At 72.9% G+C, this 15,953-nt stretch carries 7 protein-coding genes; all 7 read right to left on the reverse strand.

Annotated features, from left to right (window positions below; all coding sequences use genetic code 11):
• Positions 1-55: 55 nt before the first annotated feature.
• The 7 genes from B116_RS0121165 to B116_RS0121195 are packed head-to-tail and all read right to left on the reverse strand — an operon-like array spanning position 56 to position 15,951.
• A complete protein-coding gene (locus tag B116_RS0121165; RefSeq protein WP_027661230.1) occupies positions 56-1,333 on the reverse strand; it encodes a methylaspartate mutase in 1,278 nt (425 codons plus the stop codon).
• Positions 1,330-1,821: a cobalamin B12-binding domain-containing protein gene (locus B116_RS0121170; protein WP_027661231.1), complete on the reverse strand. Its 492-nt coding sequence runs from the start codon at positions 1,819-1,821 to the stop codon at positions 1,330-1,332. Before B116_RS0121170 ends, B116_RS0121165 begins: the two co-directional genes overlap by 4 nt.
• Positions 1,818-3,644, reverse strand: coding sequence for a non-ribosomal peptide synthetase (locus B116_RS0121175; RefSeq protein WP_027661232.1), 1,827 nt, complete (start codon positions 3,642-3,644; stop codon positions 1,818-1,820). The genes B116_RS0121170 and B116_RS0121175 overlap by 4 nt, the downstream gene beginning before the upstream one ends.
• A gap of 32 nt (positions 3,645-3,676) precedes the next feature.
• Positions 3,677-3,883: an MbtH family protein gene (locus B116_RS0121180; RefSeq protein WP_018722477.1), complete on the reverse strand. Its 207-nt coding sequence runs from the start codon at positions 3,881-3,883 to the stop codon at positions 3,677-3,679.
• Positions 3,884-3,923: 40 nt separating this feature from the next.
• On the reverse strand, positions 3,924-11,213 hold the full coding sequence (locus tag B116_RS0121185; protein ID WP_027661233.1) for an amino acid adenylation domain-containing protein: 7,290 nt from the start codon (positions 11,211-11,213) through the stop codon (positions 3,924-3,926).
• Positions 11,210-15,754, reverse strand: a complete 4,545-nt coding sequence (locus tag B116_RS0121190; protein ID WP_027661234.1) for a non-ribosomal peptide synthetase — start codon at positions 15,752-15,754, stop codon at positions 11,210-11,212. Before B116_RS0121190 ends, B116_RS0121185 begins: the two co-directional genes overlap by 4 nt.
• Complete coding sequence (locus B116_RS0121195; RefSeq protein ID WP_018722480.1) at positions 15,751-15,951, reverse strand: hypothetical protein; 201 nt, start codon at positions 15,949-15,951, stop codon at positions 15,751-15,753. The genes B116_RS0121190 and B116_RS0121195 overlap by 4 nt, the downstream gene beginning before the upstream one ends.
• Between the last annotated feature and the right edge of the window lie 2 nt (positions 15,952-15,953).

The raw sequence follows: 15,953 nt of genomic DNA on the forward strand, positions 1-15,953 counted from the left end.
CGTGGGCGGCTACCCACGGCGGCAGGCCCGCGGTGGTGCGTGGGCCTGCCGCCGATCAGCGTACGGCCGCCGCGGTCGAGTCGAAGCGATCCGCCACGTAGTTCAGCATGCTGGTCAGCTCCTGTGCGCCGACCGCGTGCCCGGCCGGACGTGGCCCGTCGATCGGCAGGGAGCCGACATGTGCCCACTCCAGCCGTCCGTCGGGGGCGACCCGGCTCCTGGTCCGGCCCTGAGTGTCCGGGTGCAGGCAGTACGGTACGTCCAGCAGGCCGCGCCGGAAGGCGATGTGCAGGGCGGTGCCCAGGTCTGGGTCGAGTGACCGGACCGCGTCGATCATCGTGCGGGCCTCCTCGTACAGCCCGGACTCTGACGGCGTCCAAGGGGGGCGGCCGGCGGCCCGCATCTGCTGGGAACATCGGACCTCGCGCTCGGCCCGTTCCACTGCCGCGACGTTGTCGGCGACGTCCGGGATTCGGACCGACTCCATGACTGTCTTGACGATGAGCCGCTCGGCACCACCGAAGACGGCGATCCGGGCGCTTTCATCGAGCAAGTTGGAGGAGCCGGCCCGGGTCCGGGGAAAAACGCCCATGTACGTGTACAGGACGACGTGGACGTCAAGGCCCGGCAGTAGCTCGTCGATCAGGCGCCGGAGGGCGGCCAGGGCCTCCAGGTCCTGTTCGGGCTGGGTCTGCTGGGCGTAGCTCAGTGAGATGCTCGGCACCCCATGCTGGGCGAAGAACAGGCCTTCCAGCACGGCGATGGCCACCAGCAGCGATGGCGGGCACATCTGCCCCAGCATGCAGCCACCGAAGCTCTCCAGGTGGGCCGGTCGTTCCGGCGTGGACATCTCGGCCAGCCGGTCGCAGGCAGCCGACCACTCGCTGATCGCGGACCGCAATGGGGTGCGGCCGTACGGTAGGCAGTAGGAGACCGGCCCGCCCTCGGTGGCGTCCAGCCCGATCCGCGCCATGGCTTCGATGATGTGCCCAGGCCGCGCTGAGCCGTGCCGGACCTGGATCGGGAATCCGGGCCCGTACACTTCGGACAGCATGGACCTGGTGGTGTCGTCGGGATGGGTACACAGCGGGTAGCCGTTGAGGCGGGTCCGGGTCCGCACGGCGGTACGGGCGCTGTGTAGGTCGCCAACGCGGGTGTAGCTGTCGAGGGTGATCGTGCCAACGGTGGTCGCCCGGGCGTCCCGGACCGCGACCAGTCCCGCCCGCATCGCTGATGGCTCGGCGAAGCCCATCCGGGGCTGGACGACCACCAGACCGTCCCGCCGAGTGTTGTTGATCGCACCGGCGAAGCCTGTCCCCGGTGGTGCTGTCATCGCGCGCCTTCCAGCTCGCGGCCGGCGGCGGCAGCGGGAGTGGCAGCGGCGGCGGTAGCGGCGGCGGCAGGGGCGGCGGCACGGATCTCGGCGAGCAGCCGCATCAGCTTCGGCAGGTCGTCCTTCTCGAGGACGGCGGTCACCCCGGCGGCCTCCAGCGCGGGCGTGTGGTCGGCGTTCGGGTCCCCGGCGGTGCCGAGCAGCCCGCCAACGATGATCGGCATCGCGTCGTGCCGGGGGTCGTAGCGCACCGCCGCGGCCGCCCGGGCCGCGTCGGTGTGGCCGTGCCCGTTGACCGAGCTGATCACCAGTGTGTCGGGTCGCAGCCGGACGCAGGTCTCGGTCAGCAGGCCGTCCGGGACGCACGGCCCGAGGTTGGTGACGTCGTGGCCGGCCTCCTCCAGGGCGAGTTGCAGGTACATGAGGTTCCAGGTGTGGGCGTCGGACGACGTGCCGGTCACCAGCACGTGCAGGCGGCGCAGGGTCATGACGGACGCCCGCCGATCAGGGCCGCCAACTCGGCCGGAGTACGGTGCTCAAAGACGTCCACATAGGTCAGCTCGGCATCGAACCGCCGGTACACCTTTGAGATCAGCCGGGTGGCCTTCAGGGAGTCGCCGCCCGCGTCGAAGAAGTCGTCGTTCACGCCGCACGGGGCGCCCAGGACGGCGGAGCACAGGTCGGCCAGCTCAGCGGCGACAGGGTCAACCTCGGGCGTGGCGGGCGCGGTGTCATTGCTGGAGATCATGCTGAGGTTCACCTTTCCGTTCGGGAGCAGCGGGAGCCGGTCGGCGATGCGCAGGGTCGCGGGTACGAGGTAGCTGGGCAGCCGCCCGGCGAGCCAGGTGCGGATCGCGGCGGCGTCGGGGGCGGTACCGAGGTCGAGCGGGACCACCCAGGCGGTGAGACCGCTCGGGCCGTCCGGGCCGTCAACCGGCGCCACGGCCGCGACGTGCAGCTGCGGGTGGGCGTACAGGGCACGTTCCACCTCCTCGGGTTCGACGCGCAGTCCCCGGATCTTGATCTGCCGGTCGCGGCGGCCCAGGTAGTCGAGCCCGCCGTCCGGCCGTTCGGCGACCAGGTCGCCGGTGCGGTAGTAGCGGCCGGTGCCGTCCGGGCCGGGACCGAACCGGGCGGCGGTCTCCTCCGGCTTGCCGGCGTAGCCGAGGCTGAGCGACGGCCCACCGACGAGTAGTTCGGCGGTGCCGTCCTGGTCCGGCAGGAGTATCTGTCGCACGTGGTCCAGGGGCGTGCCGATCGGCACCCGGTCGCCGGGCCCGATCCGCCGGCCGAACCCGCCGCCCAGCTCGGCGGCGTGGGTGACGAGCACCGTCTCGGTCTGCCCGTACGTGTTGAGCAGCCGGATCCGGTCGGGGGCGCGCTTGGCCCAGGTCCGTACCTGGGGCGCCCGGACCTCCTCCCCGCCGATGATCACCAGCCGGAGGTCGCCGAGCAGCGCCGCCGTCGCCTCCGGGGTCTCGTCGGCCTCATCGAGGAAGGCCACCAGCTCGTACCAGAAGGCCGTGGGCAGGTCGATGACGGTGATCTGGTGGCGCCGGGCCGCGCTCAGCAGGGCGGGCACGGATCCGCTGGTCGCGGCCGGGTCGATGACGAGGGTGGCTCCGGACAGGAACGCCGACCAGATCTCCTCGCCGCTGGTGTCCCAGCTCAGTGAGGCGAAGCTCAGCACCCGGTCGCCCGGGCCGGTGCCGCAGAGCCTGATCAGCGAGGTGGCCGCCGTGTACAGGGCGCCCTGTGACACCTGGACGCCCTTGGGGTCGCCGGTGGAACCGGAGGTGTGGATGACGTACACCGGGTCGTCGGGATCCGTGACGTTGTCGCCCAGGCTTTCGCCGGACCGCAGAGCTGGATCGATGTGCAGGAATCCCACCGAAAGGCTGCGCGGGAAGCCCATCAGGGCATCGCACCGCCCGATTACCGTCCGGACACCGCTGCCCGCGATCATCCGTTCGAGACGGGGAGCGGGCTGAGCCGCGTCGAGCGGCGTGTAGGCCGCGCCGATCCGGCCGAGCGCCAGCAGGCAGAGCAGGCTCTGCCGGGTGCGTTCGGCGGCGACGCCGACCACATCGCCGCGGCCGATCCCGTAGCGGCGCAGGGACGCGGCGAGCATCCCGGCCTGCGACCACAGGTCGTGGTAGGTCAAGGTTCCGTCCGGGTCGACGAGGGCGGGGGCGCCGGGCCACAGCGCCGCCGAGCGGCGCAGCGCCGCGACGACGGTGCCGGGGCTCGGTCCAGGGGCGGTCACTGGCTCGGCGGCGGCCGGGCCGGTGCGGGAGTAGGTCGTTGTCATGGCGTGTCCTTGTGGTCGGAGGTGGCGGGGGATCAGTTCGCGGCGGCCTGCTGGCGCTGCCGGAGGCTCAGCGGCCGCATATCGGTCCAGAGGGTCTCGATCTGGTCCAGGCAGGTCTGCTTGGGACCGCGGGTCCCCTCCTCCCGCCAGCCTTGTGGGGCCGGGCGGCTGGCCGGCCAGATCGAGTACTGCTCCTCGTCATTGAGTACGACCTTGAACTGTTCGTCGGTATCGGACACGACTTCGCCTTTCTCGGAGGTGACGCGAAAACGGTGGGTGTCAGTGCGTGCGAACGTCGTCCGTCGTGCGCAGTGCTTCCACGCAGGCGCTGACGACGGTGGGACAGCGGTCGGTGGTGAGCATGGTGGCGTGGATTCCCGGCAGGTGGATGGTCCGCGGCGCCGCGGCCCGGCCCAGCAGCTTCTGCCACCCGGCCGCGTACGAGCCGTAGGCGGTGTGCGAGGTACCGGAGGGGCGTTCGGGCGTGGCGTCGGTGCATTCGGCCGAGACCACGAACTGGGTCCGCACTTTCGACTCGTCCGGCAGGGGGAGCGGGCGGTACTCGGCGAAGGCCGCCAGCATTTGGCCGCAGGCGCGCATCGGCAGGGCGTCACCGAGGCTGATCTCGCCGGCCGAGTAGCCCGCGTCTTCCAGCAGCCGGGTCAGTTCGGCCCGCAGCCGGTCGCCTTCCGGATCGCCGGCGGGCAGCCGGAGGATCCGCTCCGCGAGGTCCGCGCCGCGCAGATAGCTATCCCGGGCCGGCCGGTGCAGGTCGATGGTCCGGGCCACCTCGGGCAGGGTGGGCTCGAGCAGGATCAGTTGGACCGGCTCGCCGAGCCGGTCCAACTGCCGCGCCATCTCGAAGGCGATGGTGCCGCCGAGGGACCAGCCGACCACGACGTACGGGCCCTCGGGTTGCACCAGTCGCAGGTCGGCCAGATACCCGGCGGCCATGTCCTCGATGGTCTCTGCGGGTGCCTCCCGCCCGTCCATGCCGAGCGGCTGGAACGCGTGCACCGGGTGCCCCGCGGGGAGGGCGCGTGCCAAGGGCAGGTACCAGGCGACGCCGCCGCCGCTCGGATGCACGCAGAACACCGGACGCCCGTCGCCCTCGCCACGCAGGGTCACCACCGTCCGCGTCGTGCCGGTGTGCCCGGCGCCGAAGACGGTGTCCAGAACCGGGGCGTACGCATCGTCGCGGCTGCGCGCGATCGCGCGCATGGCTTGCCCACGGACGGTCGGTTGCTCGAAGACGTCCTTGGGGGAGATCTCCACCCCGGCCCGGCGGCAGGCGCCGGAGAGCTGGATGACGGAGATCGACGTACCGCCAAGGTCGAAGAAGTTGTCCTCGATCCCGATCCGGTCGGTGCCCAGGACCGTGGACCACAACTCGGCCAGCAGCTGCTCGCCGGGGGTGCGTGGGGCCTGGTACCGGTCCTCGAGCTCCGGTCGTCCGGACGTCGGGCCGGGCAGCGCCCGGTGGTTGACCTTGCCGTGCGGCGTGAGGGGGAAGGCGTCGAGCGCTACCCACTGGTTCGGCACCATGAACTCCGGCAGTTGCTCCGCGCAGAACCGGCGCAGCGCCGACACGGTGACCGGCGGGTGGTCCTCAGCCGGGATGAACCAGCCGACCAGCTGCTGGTCGCGGACCAGCACCACCGCTTGTTCCACCCCGGGGTGCTCGGCCATGCGGGCCTCGATCTCACCCAGCTCGATCCGGTAGCCGCGCAGCTTGACCTGGTCGTCGACCCGTCCGACGAAGTCGAGGAGTCCATCGCCACGCCACCGCACCAGGTCCCCGGTGCGGTACATCCGCGCGCCCGGCTCACCGGCCGGATCGGGCAGGAACTTTTCGGCGGTGAGGGCGGGCCGGCCGAGGTAGCCGCGGGCGATGCCGTCGCCGCCGATGAAGAGCTCCCCGACGGCCCCGACCGGAACCGCCTCGAGCCACGCGTCGAGAACCTGGAGCCGGGTCTCGCCGAGCGGGCGGCCGAGCGGCAGTGGGCTGTCCACAGCCAGCTCCCCGGCTTCGCGCACCGGGTGCACCACGCGCCCGATCACCGTCTCGGTCGGCCCGTAGTGATTGATGACCTCGGCGTCCGGGCGCAGCTCCAGTAGCTGCTTCACCAGGGCCGGGTCCAGCGTCTCGCCGCCGACGACCCAGCCGCGCGCCGCCGGTGGGAGCTCCTGGCCGGTCCAGTGTCCGACCAGGTGGCGCAGGTGCGACGGGGTGAGCCGGATGTAGTCGTACGCCAGGGGCCCGGACAGTTCCTCGGCCAGATCGGCCAGGGTCGCGTCGGCTGGCATCAGGGTGACGCCGCGACCGGACACCAACGGCTCGAAGAGGGCCGACATGGTCAGGTCGAAGCCGACCGACGAGTGCGCCAGGGTGCCGCGCCGTCCGGCGGTCGGATAGCTCGCGGCCGCCCAGGAGAGGTAGCGCACGATCCCGATGTGCTCCACCGCGACGCCTTTCGGCTGCCCGGTCGACCCGGATGTGAAAATCGAGTAGGCCAGGCCGCGGGGGTCGACGGTCACCTCGGGGCGTTGGTCCGGCATCGCGGTGAGCCGGTCGGCCACCCGGTCCAGCGCCACCACGGGCACGTCGCCGAAGACCTCGGCCCCCGGTAGGCACCCGCCTTGCCCGGTGCGGGTCAGGACCAGCGCGGGTGTAACCGTGTCGGCGATTCGGGTCAGCCGGGCCATCGGGTAGCCCGGGTCCACCGGGATGAAGTAGCCCCCTGCCTTGAGGACGGCGAGCATTGCGACCACGAGTTCCGGGCTCCGGTCCAGCAGGAGCAGCACCGGTGTCTCCGGGCCGACCGGCGGTGCCCCCAGCGCCCCGGTGTGCAGGGCGTGGGCGAGGCGGTTCGCCTGGGCGTCGAGGCCGGCGAAGGTGAGGCTTCTGTCGCCGGTGCGCAGCGCGGTCCACCCCGGGGTCCGGTCGGCCTGCGCCTCGACGAGTTGGTGCACCGTACGGTCGTCGCCGACGTGCTGCTCGGAACGCCCCCACCGGGACGTGCGTACCGTGTCGCTCTCGGACGTGATAGCCAGGCGGGTGACCGCGAGCTCCGGGGTACGGACGGCTGCGGCGAGCAGATTCGTCAGCGATGTCACGAGCCGTTCGGCGGTGCCGGGCAGATAGAGGTCGTCGGCGTACTCGAGGACGCCCTCCAGCGTCGAGCCGCCGTCCACCACAGTCAGGACGAGGTCGAACTTGCAGGTCGTGACCGGTACGGGTACGGGTTCGAGGTCCACGTCGCCGGCGCTCCGGCCGGCCGGCTCCTGGCTGCTGAAGCTGTACATGATCCGGAACAGCGGCCCGTTGCCGGCGCCGCGGTCGGCAACCAGATGCTCGAACGGGAGCTCCTGGTGGGCCAGGGCGTCCGCGGTCCGGGCGTGGGTGCGGCGCAGCAGTTCGTGGAACGTCGGTGCGCCGGACAGGTCACCCCGCAGGACCACTGTGTTGACCAGGCAGCCGACCAGGTTGTCCAGCCGCGGGTTACCGCGCCCGGACACGGTGCTGCCGATCACGACGTCGGCGCCGCCGGTGATCCGGTACAGCAGGGTCTGCAGTGCCGAGAGCACCACGGTGGACACCGTGGTGCCGCACCGACGGGCCAGCTCGCGGATGCCCTGGATCTGCCGCGGTGCCAGCGCGAACTCCACCGCACCGCCACCGCCGCCGGGCGTGGCCGGGCGTGGGAGGTCGCCGGCCACCTCGGTGGCGACGGCGCCGGTCAGCTCGGTGCGCCAGAAGTCCAGCTCCGCCGCGTACCGCCCGCGCTGCGCCGACTGGCGCTGCCAGACCGCGTAGTCCGCCTGCGCAAGGGCCGGCTCGTCGAGCTCGGGTTCACGGTGCCCGGTGTCGGCCGCGTACAGCTCGGTGAGGTCGCGCTGGATCAGGTCCATCGACCAGGCGTCAACCGCCACGTGGTGGGCGGTCAGCAGCAGGACGTGCTCCCGCTCATCGAGGCGCCACAGCACGGCGCGCAGCGGGTGCTCGGTCGCGAGGGTGAAACCGAGGGCGGCTTCGGCCAGCAGGAGCTGCGCGAGGTCCGTGCCCGGTGCGGCATCGCGTTCGGTGAGTGCCGCACCGCCTCCGGCGGGGTCCGCGACCTGGACCGGCATCCCGTCCGGGCCGGGGTGGATCCGGGTGCGCAGCATCTCGTGTCGGTCGACCACCCGGTTCAGCGTTCGGCGCAGCGCCCCGCGGTCCAGCGGGCCGATCAGCCGCAGCGCCAGCGGCACGTTGTAGACGCTGTCGCCGGCGCTCACCTGATCCGCCAGCCAGATCGACTCCTGCATCGGCGACAGGGGCAGCGGCTCATCCCGGGGCACCGGGGCCAGGTGGACGGCGTCGTCACCGGTGGACGTCTCGGCGGCGAGTTCCGCGGCGACGGCGGCGACGGTCGGGGCCGCCAGCAGCCGCCGCAGGGAGAAGCCGGCGCCGAACTCGTCGCGGATCCGGGCGAGGAGCCGGAAGGCGAGCAGCGAGTGGCCGCCGAGTTCGAAGAAGTTGTCGCTGACCGCGACCTCCGGCAGGCCGAGCACCTCGGCGAAAGCGGTGCAGAGGAAGCGTTCCCGGTCGTCCCGCGGCGGGCGGGCGGTGCTGCGTGTGCCGTAGTCCGGCGCGGGCAGCGCGGCGCGGTCGAGCTTGCCGTTCGGTGTCGTGGGGAAGTCCGGCACTGGCACGATCACCGCCGGGATCATGTAGTCGGGCAGCGTCCGGGAGAGCTCTGTGCGCAGCGCGTCGGGGGCGACCGGGCCGTCCGGGATCACGTACGCCACCAGTCGCAGGTCACCGGGCCGGTCCTCGCGGACGACCGCTGCGGCCCGGCGCACCGGACCGGCGTTGATCAGCGTCGTCTCGATCTCTCCGAGCTCGATCCGGAATCCGCGGAGCTTGACCTGGTGGTCGGTGCGGCCCAGGTACTCCAGGTCGCCTGCGGCGGACCAGCGGACCAGGTCGCCGGTGCGGTACATCCGGGTGCCGGGCGGGCCGAACGGGTCGGGCAGGAACTTCTCGGCCGTCAGACCGGGCCGGTTCCAGTACCCGCGGGCCAGCCCTTCTCCGGCGATGTGGAGTTCACCGAGGACCCCGATCGGGGCGGGGTGCAGGTTCGCGTCGAGGACGTACACCTGGGTGTTGTCGATGGGCACGCCGATGGACCCGCGCCGGATGCTGTCCTCGCTGGTCGGGCCGCTGGTAGACCAGATGGTGGTCTCCGTCGGTCCGTACATGTTGGTGACCTCGGCGCCGGCGTCGCCTAGCCGGCGGGCCAGCTCGGCGGGGAGCGCCTCGCCGCCGACCAGGACCCGAATTCCGGCCAGCGCCGGTCCGGAGAGCTCCGGGACGAGGGCCTGCCACAGGGTCGGTGTGGCCTGCGCCAGGGTAACCCGGTGGCGGCCGGCGAGGTCGATCAGTGCCGCCGGGTTGCGGGCGGTGTCCGCGTCGGCGAGCACCACACCGGCGCCGGAGCGCAGCGGCAGGTACAGCTCCAGGCCGGCGATGTCGAACGAGACGGTGGTGGTGGCCAGGACCCGGTCCTCGGCGGTGAGGGGGAACCGTTCAGCCATGGCCGCCAGGAAATTGTCGAGCGCGGCCCGGGTGATCACCACGCCCTTTGGCCGGCCGGTCGATCCCGATGTGTAGATCACGTACGCGCTGTGTCCGGCGGGGACGGCGGGCGGCTCCGTGGCGGGATAGCCGCCGGTGTCGGTCTCCTCGAGGACCACGAGCCCGGTGATGTCGTCCGGGCCGAGCCGATCGGCCGTGGCAGCGTCGGTTACCACCAGCACCGGGCGGGCGTCGGACAGCAGGTAGGCGATCCGCTCGACCGGGAAGTCCGGGTCGATGGGCAGGTACGCGGCCCCGGCTTTGATGACGGCGAGCAGGGTGACGAGCAGATCGGCGGAGCGCGGGAGCAGCACGGCCACGAACGTCTCGGCACCCGCGCCCCGTTCCATCAGGAGCCGGGCCAGCCGGTTCGCCCGCTCGTCGAGCTCGCGGTAGCTGAGTGTCGTGTCCCCCTCGATCACGGCGACCGCGCCGGGTGTGCGGCGGCACCACTGCTGGAAGCGTTCGCGCAACGATGCGGCGGGCAGTGGCCGGGCGGTGTCGTTCCACCTGCATAGGACGGTGTGCAGCTCGTCGGTGTCCAGCAGGTCCACCTCGGATACCAGCCGGTCGGGCGCGCCGGTCAGCCCGGCGAGCAGGCTGAGGAACTGGCCGGCCAGCTGTTCCGCGGCCGCCGGGGTGAACAGGTCCGCGGCGGCCACCAGGGTGACGGCGAGGCGATCGCCGTCGTCCAGGACGCTCAGGTCAAGGTCGCATTTGGCGAGGGCCACGTCGACCGGCTGCTCGGTGCCCGCCGCCTCGCCGAACGTCAGCGCCACGGCGGTCGATTCGGTCCCGGCCATCGCCTGCACCAGCAGCTGACTGCCCGCGATGCGGTCCCGGCGCAACTCGCGGACGAGCCGGTCGAACGGGATCTGCGGGTGGGCGAAGTCGTTGCGCGAGCCGGCGACCGTACGGCTGAGCACCTCGTCGAAGCTGGGCCGGCCGGTCAGGTCCAGCCGGACCGGCACCATCCCGGCGAAGAGGCCGACCACCGATTCGAGGTCGGTGCGCCCGCGACCGGCGACCGGTACGCCGACCGCGAAGTCGTCCTGGCCGGTGAGCCGGTGCAGGAACGTGCCGTACGCGGCGAGCAGCACGGTGAACGGTGTGGTGTCGTGGGCTGCGGCCAACCGGCGGACGGCCGCCTCGGTGGCGGCGGGCAGCTCCCGCCGGACGCTGTGCGCACGCCAGTCCCGGTCTGCCGGGCGCTGCCGGTCGCCGGGAATCTCCAGGTCGGGCAGCCCGGCGAGCCGCTGCCGCCAGTACCGGAGCTGGTCGTCCAGTTCACCGGCGGCGAGTCGCCCGTGCTGCCACGCGGCGACGTCACGGAAAGCCGGTGCCGCCACGCCCGCCGGGAGTTCGCCTGCGTAGGCCCGGGCCAGGTCGGCGAGGAGCAGGCCGCACGACCAGCCGTCCAGAACGATGTGGTGGACGGTGACGAGCAGGACGTGCTGCTTGGCGCCGATCCGGTGGAGACAGGCCCGCAGCAGCGGCCCGCGTTCCAGGTCGAAGGGCTGTTCGGCGGCGGTACGCAGCGCCTGTGGCAGGTCGGCCTCGGTGACGTCGATGACCGGCAGCGCGACCGGTGCCGCGGGAGCGGTCTGCTGGACTGGTTCGCCGTCCGGCCCGAGCCGGAACACGGTGCGCAGCGCCTCGTGCCGGGCCGTCACCGCGTCCAGCGCCGCGCGCAGCGCGTCCACGTCGAGTGGGCCGGTCAGCCGGACGGCGAGCGGCACGCTGTACAGCGGCGTCCCCGGCCGCAGTTGTTCGGAGAACCAGATGCCGGCCTGTCCCGGCGCCAGCGGCACGGGTCCCGGCGGCTGGACCGGTAGGCCGCCGCCGTGCGCCGGGCCCTGGCGCAGACGGGCGCCCGCGCGAGCGATCCGGGCCCGGACCGCCTCCAGGCGCGGGTCCGTCTCGGCACGAGGCAGCTCTTCGATGGTCATGCTGTGCCTTCCTGCGTGTCGGAGACGAGGGCGGTCAGGACGGATTCGGCGACGGCGGCCACCGTCCGGGTGGCGTACAGCTCGGTCAGGGAGAACTCGATGTCGAAGCTCTCGCGGAGGCGGGCGACGAGCTGGGTCGCGCGCAGGGAGTGCCCGCCCAGGTGGAAGAAGTCGTCGAACACCCCCGGCGGGTCCGTCTGCAGGACCGTGGCGAACAGGTCCGCGATGAGCTGCTCCAGGTCATTGCGGGGTTCCGTGCGGCCGGTACCGCGCAGGCCGTTTCGCCACGGATCGGGCAGGGCCTGCCGGTCCACCTTTCCTGCCGTGGTCAGCGGCAGCCGGTCGAGTTCGACGAAGTGGGCCGGGACCATGTACGACGGGAGCGTCGCGGAGCAGAAGCGGCTCAGGGCGGCGGTGTCCAGGCGGTGCCCGGCCTCCGGCACCACGTAGCCGACCAGGACGCGTTCCGCGCCGGTCTCGGGTGTGAGGTGGTCGACGACGGCCGCCGTCTCCACACCGGGCGCCACCGCGAGCCGGGCCGCTACCTCACCCGGTTCCACCCGGTGGCCGCGGATCTGCACCTGGTCGTCGGCCCGACCCAGGAAGTCGAGGCGCCCATCGGCCCGGGCCCGAACCAGATCGCCGCTGCGGTACATGCGTGCGCCGGGGACCACCGGGTCAGGCAGGAACCGCTCGGCGGTCAGCGCGGGCCGCCCGAGATACCCGCGGCTGAGGCAACCGCCGATGTACAGCTCGCCGGTCGTGCCGGGTGGCACCGGCCGCAGGGCGTCGTCGAGCACGTGCACCCGCGCGCCGTACCGGGGTCCGCCGATACCGACGACCTCCGCCTGCGCCTCCGCCAGGGTGACGTCGACGGCGGTGGCGGTGATGGTCGCCTCGGTCGGGCCGTACGTGTTCACCAGCCGGCACCGCGGCGCCCACGCGAGCCAGCGTCGGGCGACGTCACCGGATACGGCCTCACCGCCGAGAACGAGCAGCCGGAGCAGGTCCGGCGGCGGCGCGTCGCCGAGGCGGTTGACGACGGCGGACCAGTAGGCGGGCGGTAGTTCCGCGACGGTCACCGCCGTGCGTCGCAGCAGCTCCGGGAACTCCTCCGGCTGCCACAGCTCGTCCGGTCGCAGCACCACCGTGGCGCCCACCGTCAGTCCGGGCAGCAGCTGTTCGAGCGAGGCGTCGAACGAGTGGCTGGCGAACTGCAGGACGCGGTCGGAGGCGGTGAGCTCGTACGCCGCGGCCATCGCCCGGCAGTGCCGCGTCAGCATGCCGTGCAGCCCGATGACGGCCTTGGGACGACCGGACGTTCCCGAGGTGTAGATGAGGTACGCCGGCTGCTGGACGTCCACCGTGGGCAGCGGGGCCGTGCCGGCGTCCGGGCCGGTGACCGGGACCGGGACGACGCCGTCCGGCAGGGGCAGGCCGCCGTCCACGACGGCGAACCTGGTCCCGGAGTCGAGCAGGAATGTGCATTTGCGTTCGGCCGGCAGGACCGGGTCGACCGGCAGGAAGGTGCCGCCGGCGCGGAGCACCGCCAGCAGGGCGACCACCGAGTCGACGCCGCGCGGCAGGTGCACGGCTACCGGCTGCTCCGGCCGCACGCCGAGGGCGACCAGTCGCCGGGCCAGGCTTCCGGCCCGCTCGGTCAGTTCCGCGTAGGTGAGTCGATCCGCGCCGCAGACCACGGCTGTGGCCGAGGGGGTGCGCGCCGCCTGCTCGGTGATCAGGACATGGATCGGGCGGTCCGGTTCGTCCGCGGGTGTCTGCGCGTCCCACGGGACAATCTCGGGACCGCCGTCCAGTTCGCTCACCCGCACGTCCGGGTTGGCGGCCGTCTGTTCCAGCACGGCCAGGAAACGGGCGGCCAGCTGCTCGGCCGCCGCGGTGGTGAACAGGTCGGTGGCGTACTCGATCGTCGCGCTCAACCCGCCGTCCGCGTCCAGTTCCAGGTCAACGGTCAGGTCGGCTGAGGCGCTGAGCCGGGGGAGCGCGGCATCGCGGACAGTCAGGCCGGCGACGGCTATCGGCGTCCGGTCCACGTGCCGCACGTCAAACAGCACGGTGAAGGGACTCTCGGCCGGCAGGTCGCCCCGGCGGCGCAGCTCGGCCAGCAGTCCCTCCACCGAGCAGCCGGGGACCGCCCGGCCCGGCGCCGACCGGACCCGGCCCCGGGAGTACCGGTGGGTGTCCAGGTCGCCGGTGCGGACGGTCTCGATCAGGGACAGCATTGTCGGGTCTGCGGACAGGTCGACCGGGCGCGGGACGGTGTCGACGAAGAAGCCCGCGACGGTCTCGCCGTCCGCGTGCAGGCGGTCGGCCAGCGGCGTGCCGACACACGTGCGGGGGGTTCCGGTCCAGCGGGACAGCAGCGCGTGGAAGCAGGCCAGGAGAACCGCGTTCGGGGTGGTGCGCGAGCTCGCCGCCAATCGGCGCAGCGCCGCTGTGGTGCCGTCCGGGACGGTGACGGTGAGCGTGGCGCCGCGCCCGGTCCGCGCCGCCGCTCCGGGGGAGTCAACTGGCAGCTGCGGTGCGACGGCTCCGGCGAGCCGGCGGCGCCACCAGTCGAGCCGCTCCGCGGCCGGCTCGGCCTCCTCGGCCACCCGGGCCAGCGTGAAGTCGCGGAATGACACTGGTTCGGGCAGGGCCGGGCTGTCTCCGCCGGCGGCCTCCCGGTACAGGTGCAGCAACTCGTCGCGCAGGACGTCGAGCGACTGGCCGTCGGCGGCGACGTGTGCGACGGACAGCAGCAGCACATGCCGGTCGTCTCCGGTGCGGACCAGCAGGACCCGGGTCAGTGGCCCGGCGGCGAGGTCGAACGGGCGGGCGAGCTCGTCCGCCAGCCGGTCCGTCAGTGCGGCGGCCGGCTCGCCCGCGCTTCGGACGTCGGCGTACCGGGGGATGATCGCGGCCGGGCGGCTCGATGTCCAGTGCGGACGGCCGTCCGCGCCGGCGACGATGCGGGCGCGCAGGGCCTCGTGCCGGGAGACCAGCCCGGTCAACGCCTCGGTCAGGGCGGCCCGGTCCAGCGGGCCGTCCAGCGAGAGGGCCAGGGGACACGCGTGCTCGGCGGAGTCCGGCCGCAGCTGGTGCGCCGTCCACATCCGCTGCTGACCGGCGGTCAGGGCGAAGTCCACCGGCATCGAGCGCCGGGACGGGACCAGGCCGAGCGGTGCCAGCAGCCGCGGGGCACCAGTGGGCGCGACGGCGAAGACGTCCACCCCGGCGTCGGCGTCGGCGGCCACCGCCGTCAGCCCGCGCGTCAGCGTCTCGCTCAGGGCCTCGATACCGGCCGGATCGAACAGTCCGGAGTCATACTCCAAGAACGCGGTCATCGCGCCGGCCTCGTCGGCGACGTCAAGCAGCAGGTCGAACTTGGCGGTCGCCCGGGGCACCGTGACCGGCTCGACCGAGATTCCCGGCAGGTCCAGTGTCTCGCCCACGGCGTTCTGGTAGTTGAAGCCGACCTGGAACAGGGCGGTCCCGGCCGGGGTCCGCTGCGGGCGCACCCGGCGGACCACCTGGTCGAAGGGGATGTCCTGGTGGGCGTAGTTGTGCAGTGCGGTCCGGCGGGTGTCGGCCAGCAGGGCGGTGAACGAGCTGCCGGGCACGACGCGGACCCGCTGCACCACCGTGTTCACCAGGTAGCCGACGACGTCCTCACTACCGGGAACCGACCGGGTGGCGACCGGTGAGGTCACTGCCACGTCCGGGCTGCCGCTCCAGTCGCTCAGGGTGGCCTGCAGCGCCGCGAGCAGCACCATGTACACCGACGAGCGGGACGTCCGGGCCAGCGCACGGACGCCGTCCGCCGTACTGGCCGGGATGACGAAGTGGATGGCGGCGCCCGCGCCGCGGTGATGCCGGTGGCGGGGCCGGTCGGTGGGCACGGCCAGGTGCCGCAGCCCGGCGAGCCCGTCCGCCCAGTACCGCAGGTGCTTCTCGGCGTCGAGCCCGGCCAGGCGCTCGTTCTCCTGCCGGACCAGGTCTGGATAGTCCAGCTCCGGTCCCGTCCAGGCTGCCCCCTCCTGATACGCCGCGCCGAGGTTACGCAGCAGGATGCCGGTGGACCAGTCGTCGAAGACGATGTGGTGGACGTTGAACACCAGGACCGTGTCGTCGGGACCGAGGCGCAGCAGCCGGGCCCGCGCGAGGGGTCCGTTCGCCAGGTCCAGCGGCTGCCAGCCGAACCCCGCGGCGGCGGTCCGGGCCGCCTCGACGGTGCCGCCGGTCAGGTCGACGACATCGAGGTCGAACGGGGCGTGCGGGGCGATCTCGTGCCACGGTTCGCCGTTCTCGTCGACCGTGAACCGGGCGCGCAACGCGGCGTGTTGCCGGGCCAGTGTGTCCAGGGCGGTCCGCAGCCGCTGCTCGTCGAGCGGGCCCCGCAGGCGAACCGCCACCGGCACGTTGTAGGCGGGGGCCGCATCCTCGAAGGTCTCGGCGAACCAGATGCGCTGCTGCCCGGCGGTCAGCGGCAGGCGGGCGGCCTGCTCGGTCTGCGGCGGCGTGACGTTCTGCATGGTCATCGGCGCACCTGTTCGGCAGGCGCGTGCCCGCGCCGCCACTGTCGATAGCTGATGCCGGTCTTCGCCACCTGCGGGGTGCGGTGCCAGTCCGGCTCGGTGAGCTCGCGGCTGCGGTACACGTACGGCTGGTCGGGCAGAGCCGGTGCGGTGGGTGCCGCCTGCCGCAGCGCGGCGGCGTCGAGGGCGGTCTCGGTCACGT

Source organism: Salinispora fenicalii, assembly GCF_000514815.1.
GTDB lineage: Bacteria > Actinomycetota > Actinomycetes > Mycobacteriales > Micromonosporaceae > Micromonospora > Micromonospora fenicalii.

Excerpts from the sequence above, each read along its gene's own strand:
- B116_RS0121165 (WP_027661230.1), bottom strand. The coding sequence starts at position 1,333 with ATGACAGCACCACCGGGGACAGGCTTCGCCGGTGCGATCAACAACACT.
- B116_RS0121170 (WP_027661231.1), bottom strand. The coding sequence starts at position 1,821 with ATGACCCTGCGCCGCCTGCACGTGCTGGTGACCGGCACGTCGTCCGAC.
- B116_RS0121175 (WP_027661232.1), bottom strand. The coding sequence starts at position 3,644 with ATGACAACGACCTACTCCCGCACCGGCCCGGCCGCCGCCGAGCCAGTG.
- B116_RS0121185 (WP_027661233.1), bottom strand. The coding sequence starts at position 11,213 with ATGACCATCGAAGAGCTGCCTCGTGCCGAGACGGACCCGCGCCTGGAG.
- B116_RS0121190 (WP_027661234.1), bottom strand. The coding sequence starts at position 15,754 with ATGACCATGCAGAACGTCACGCCGCCGCAGACCGAGCAGGCCGCCCGC.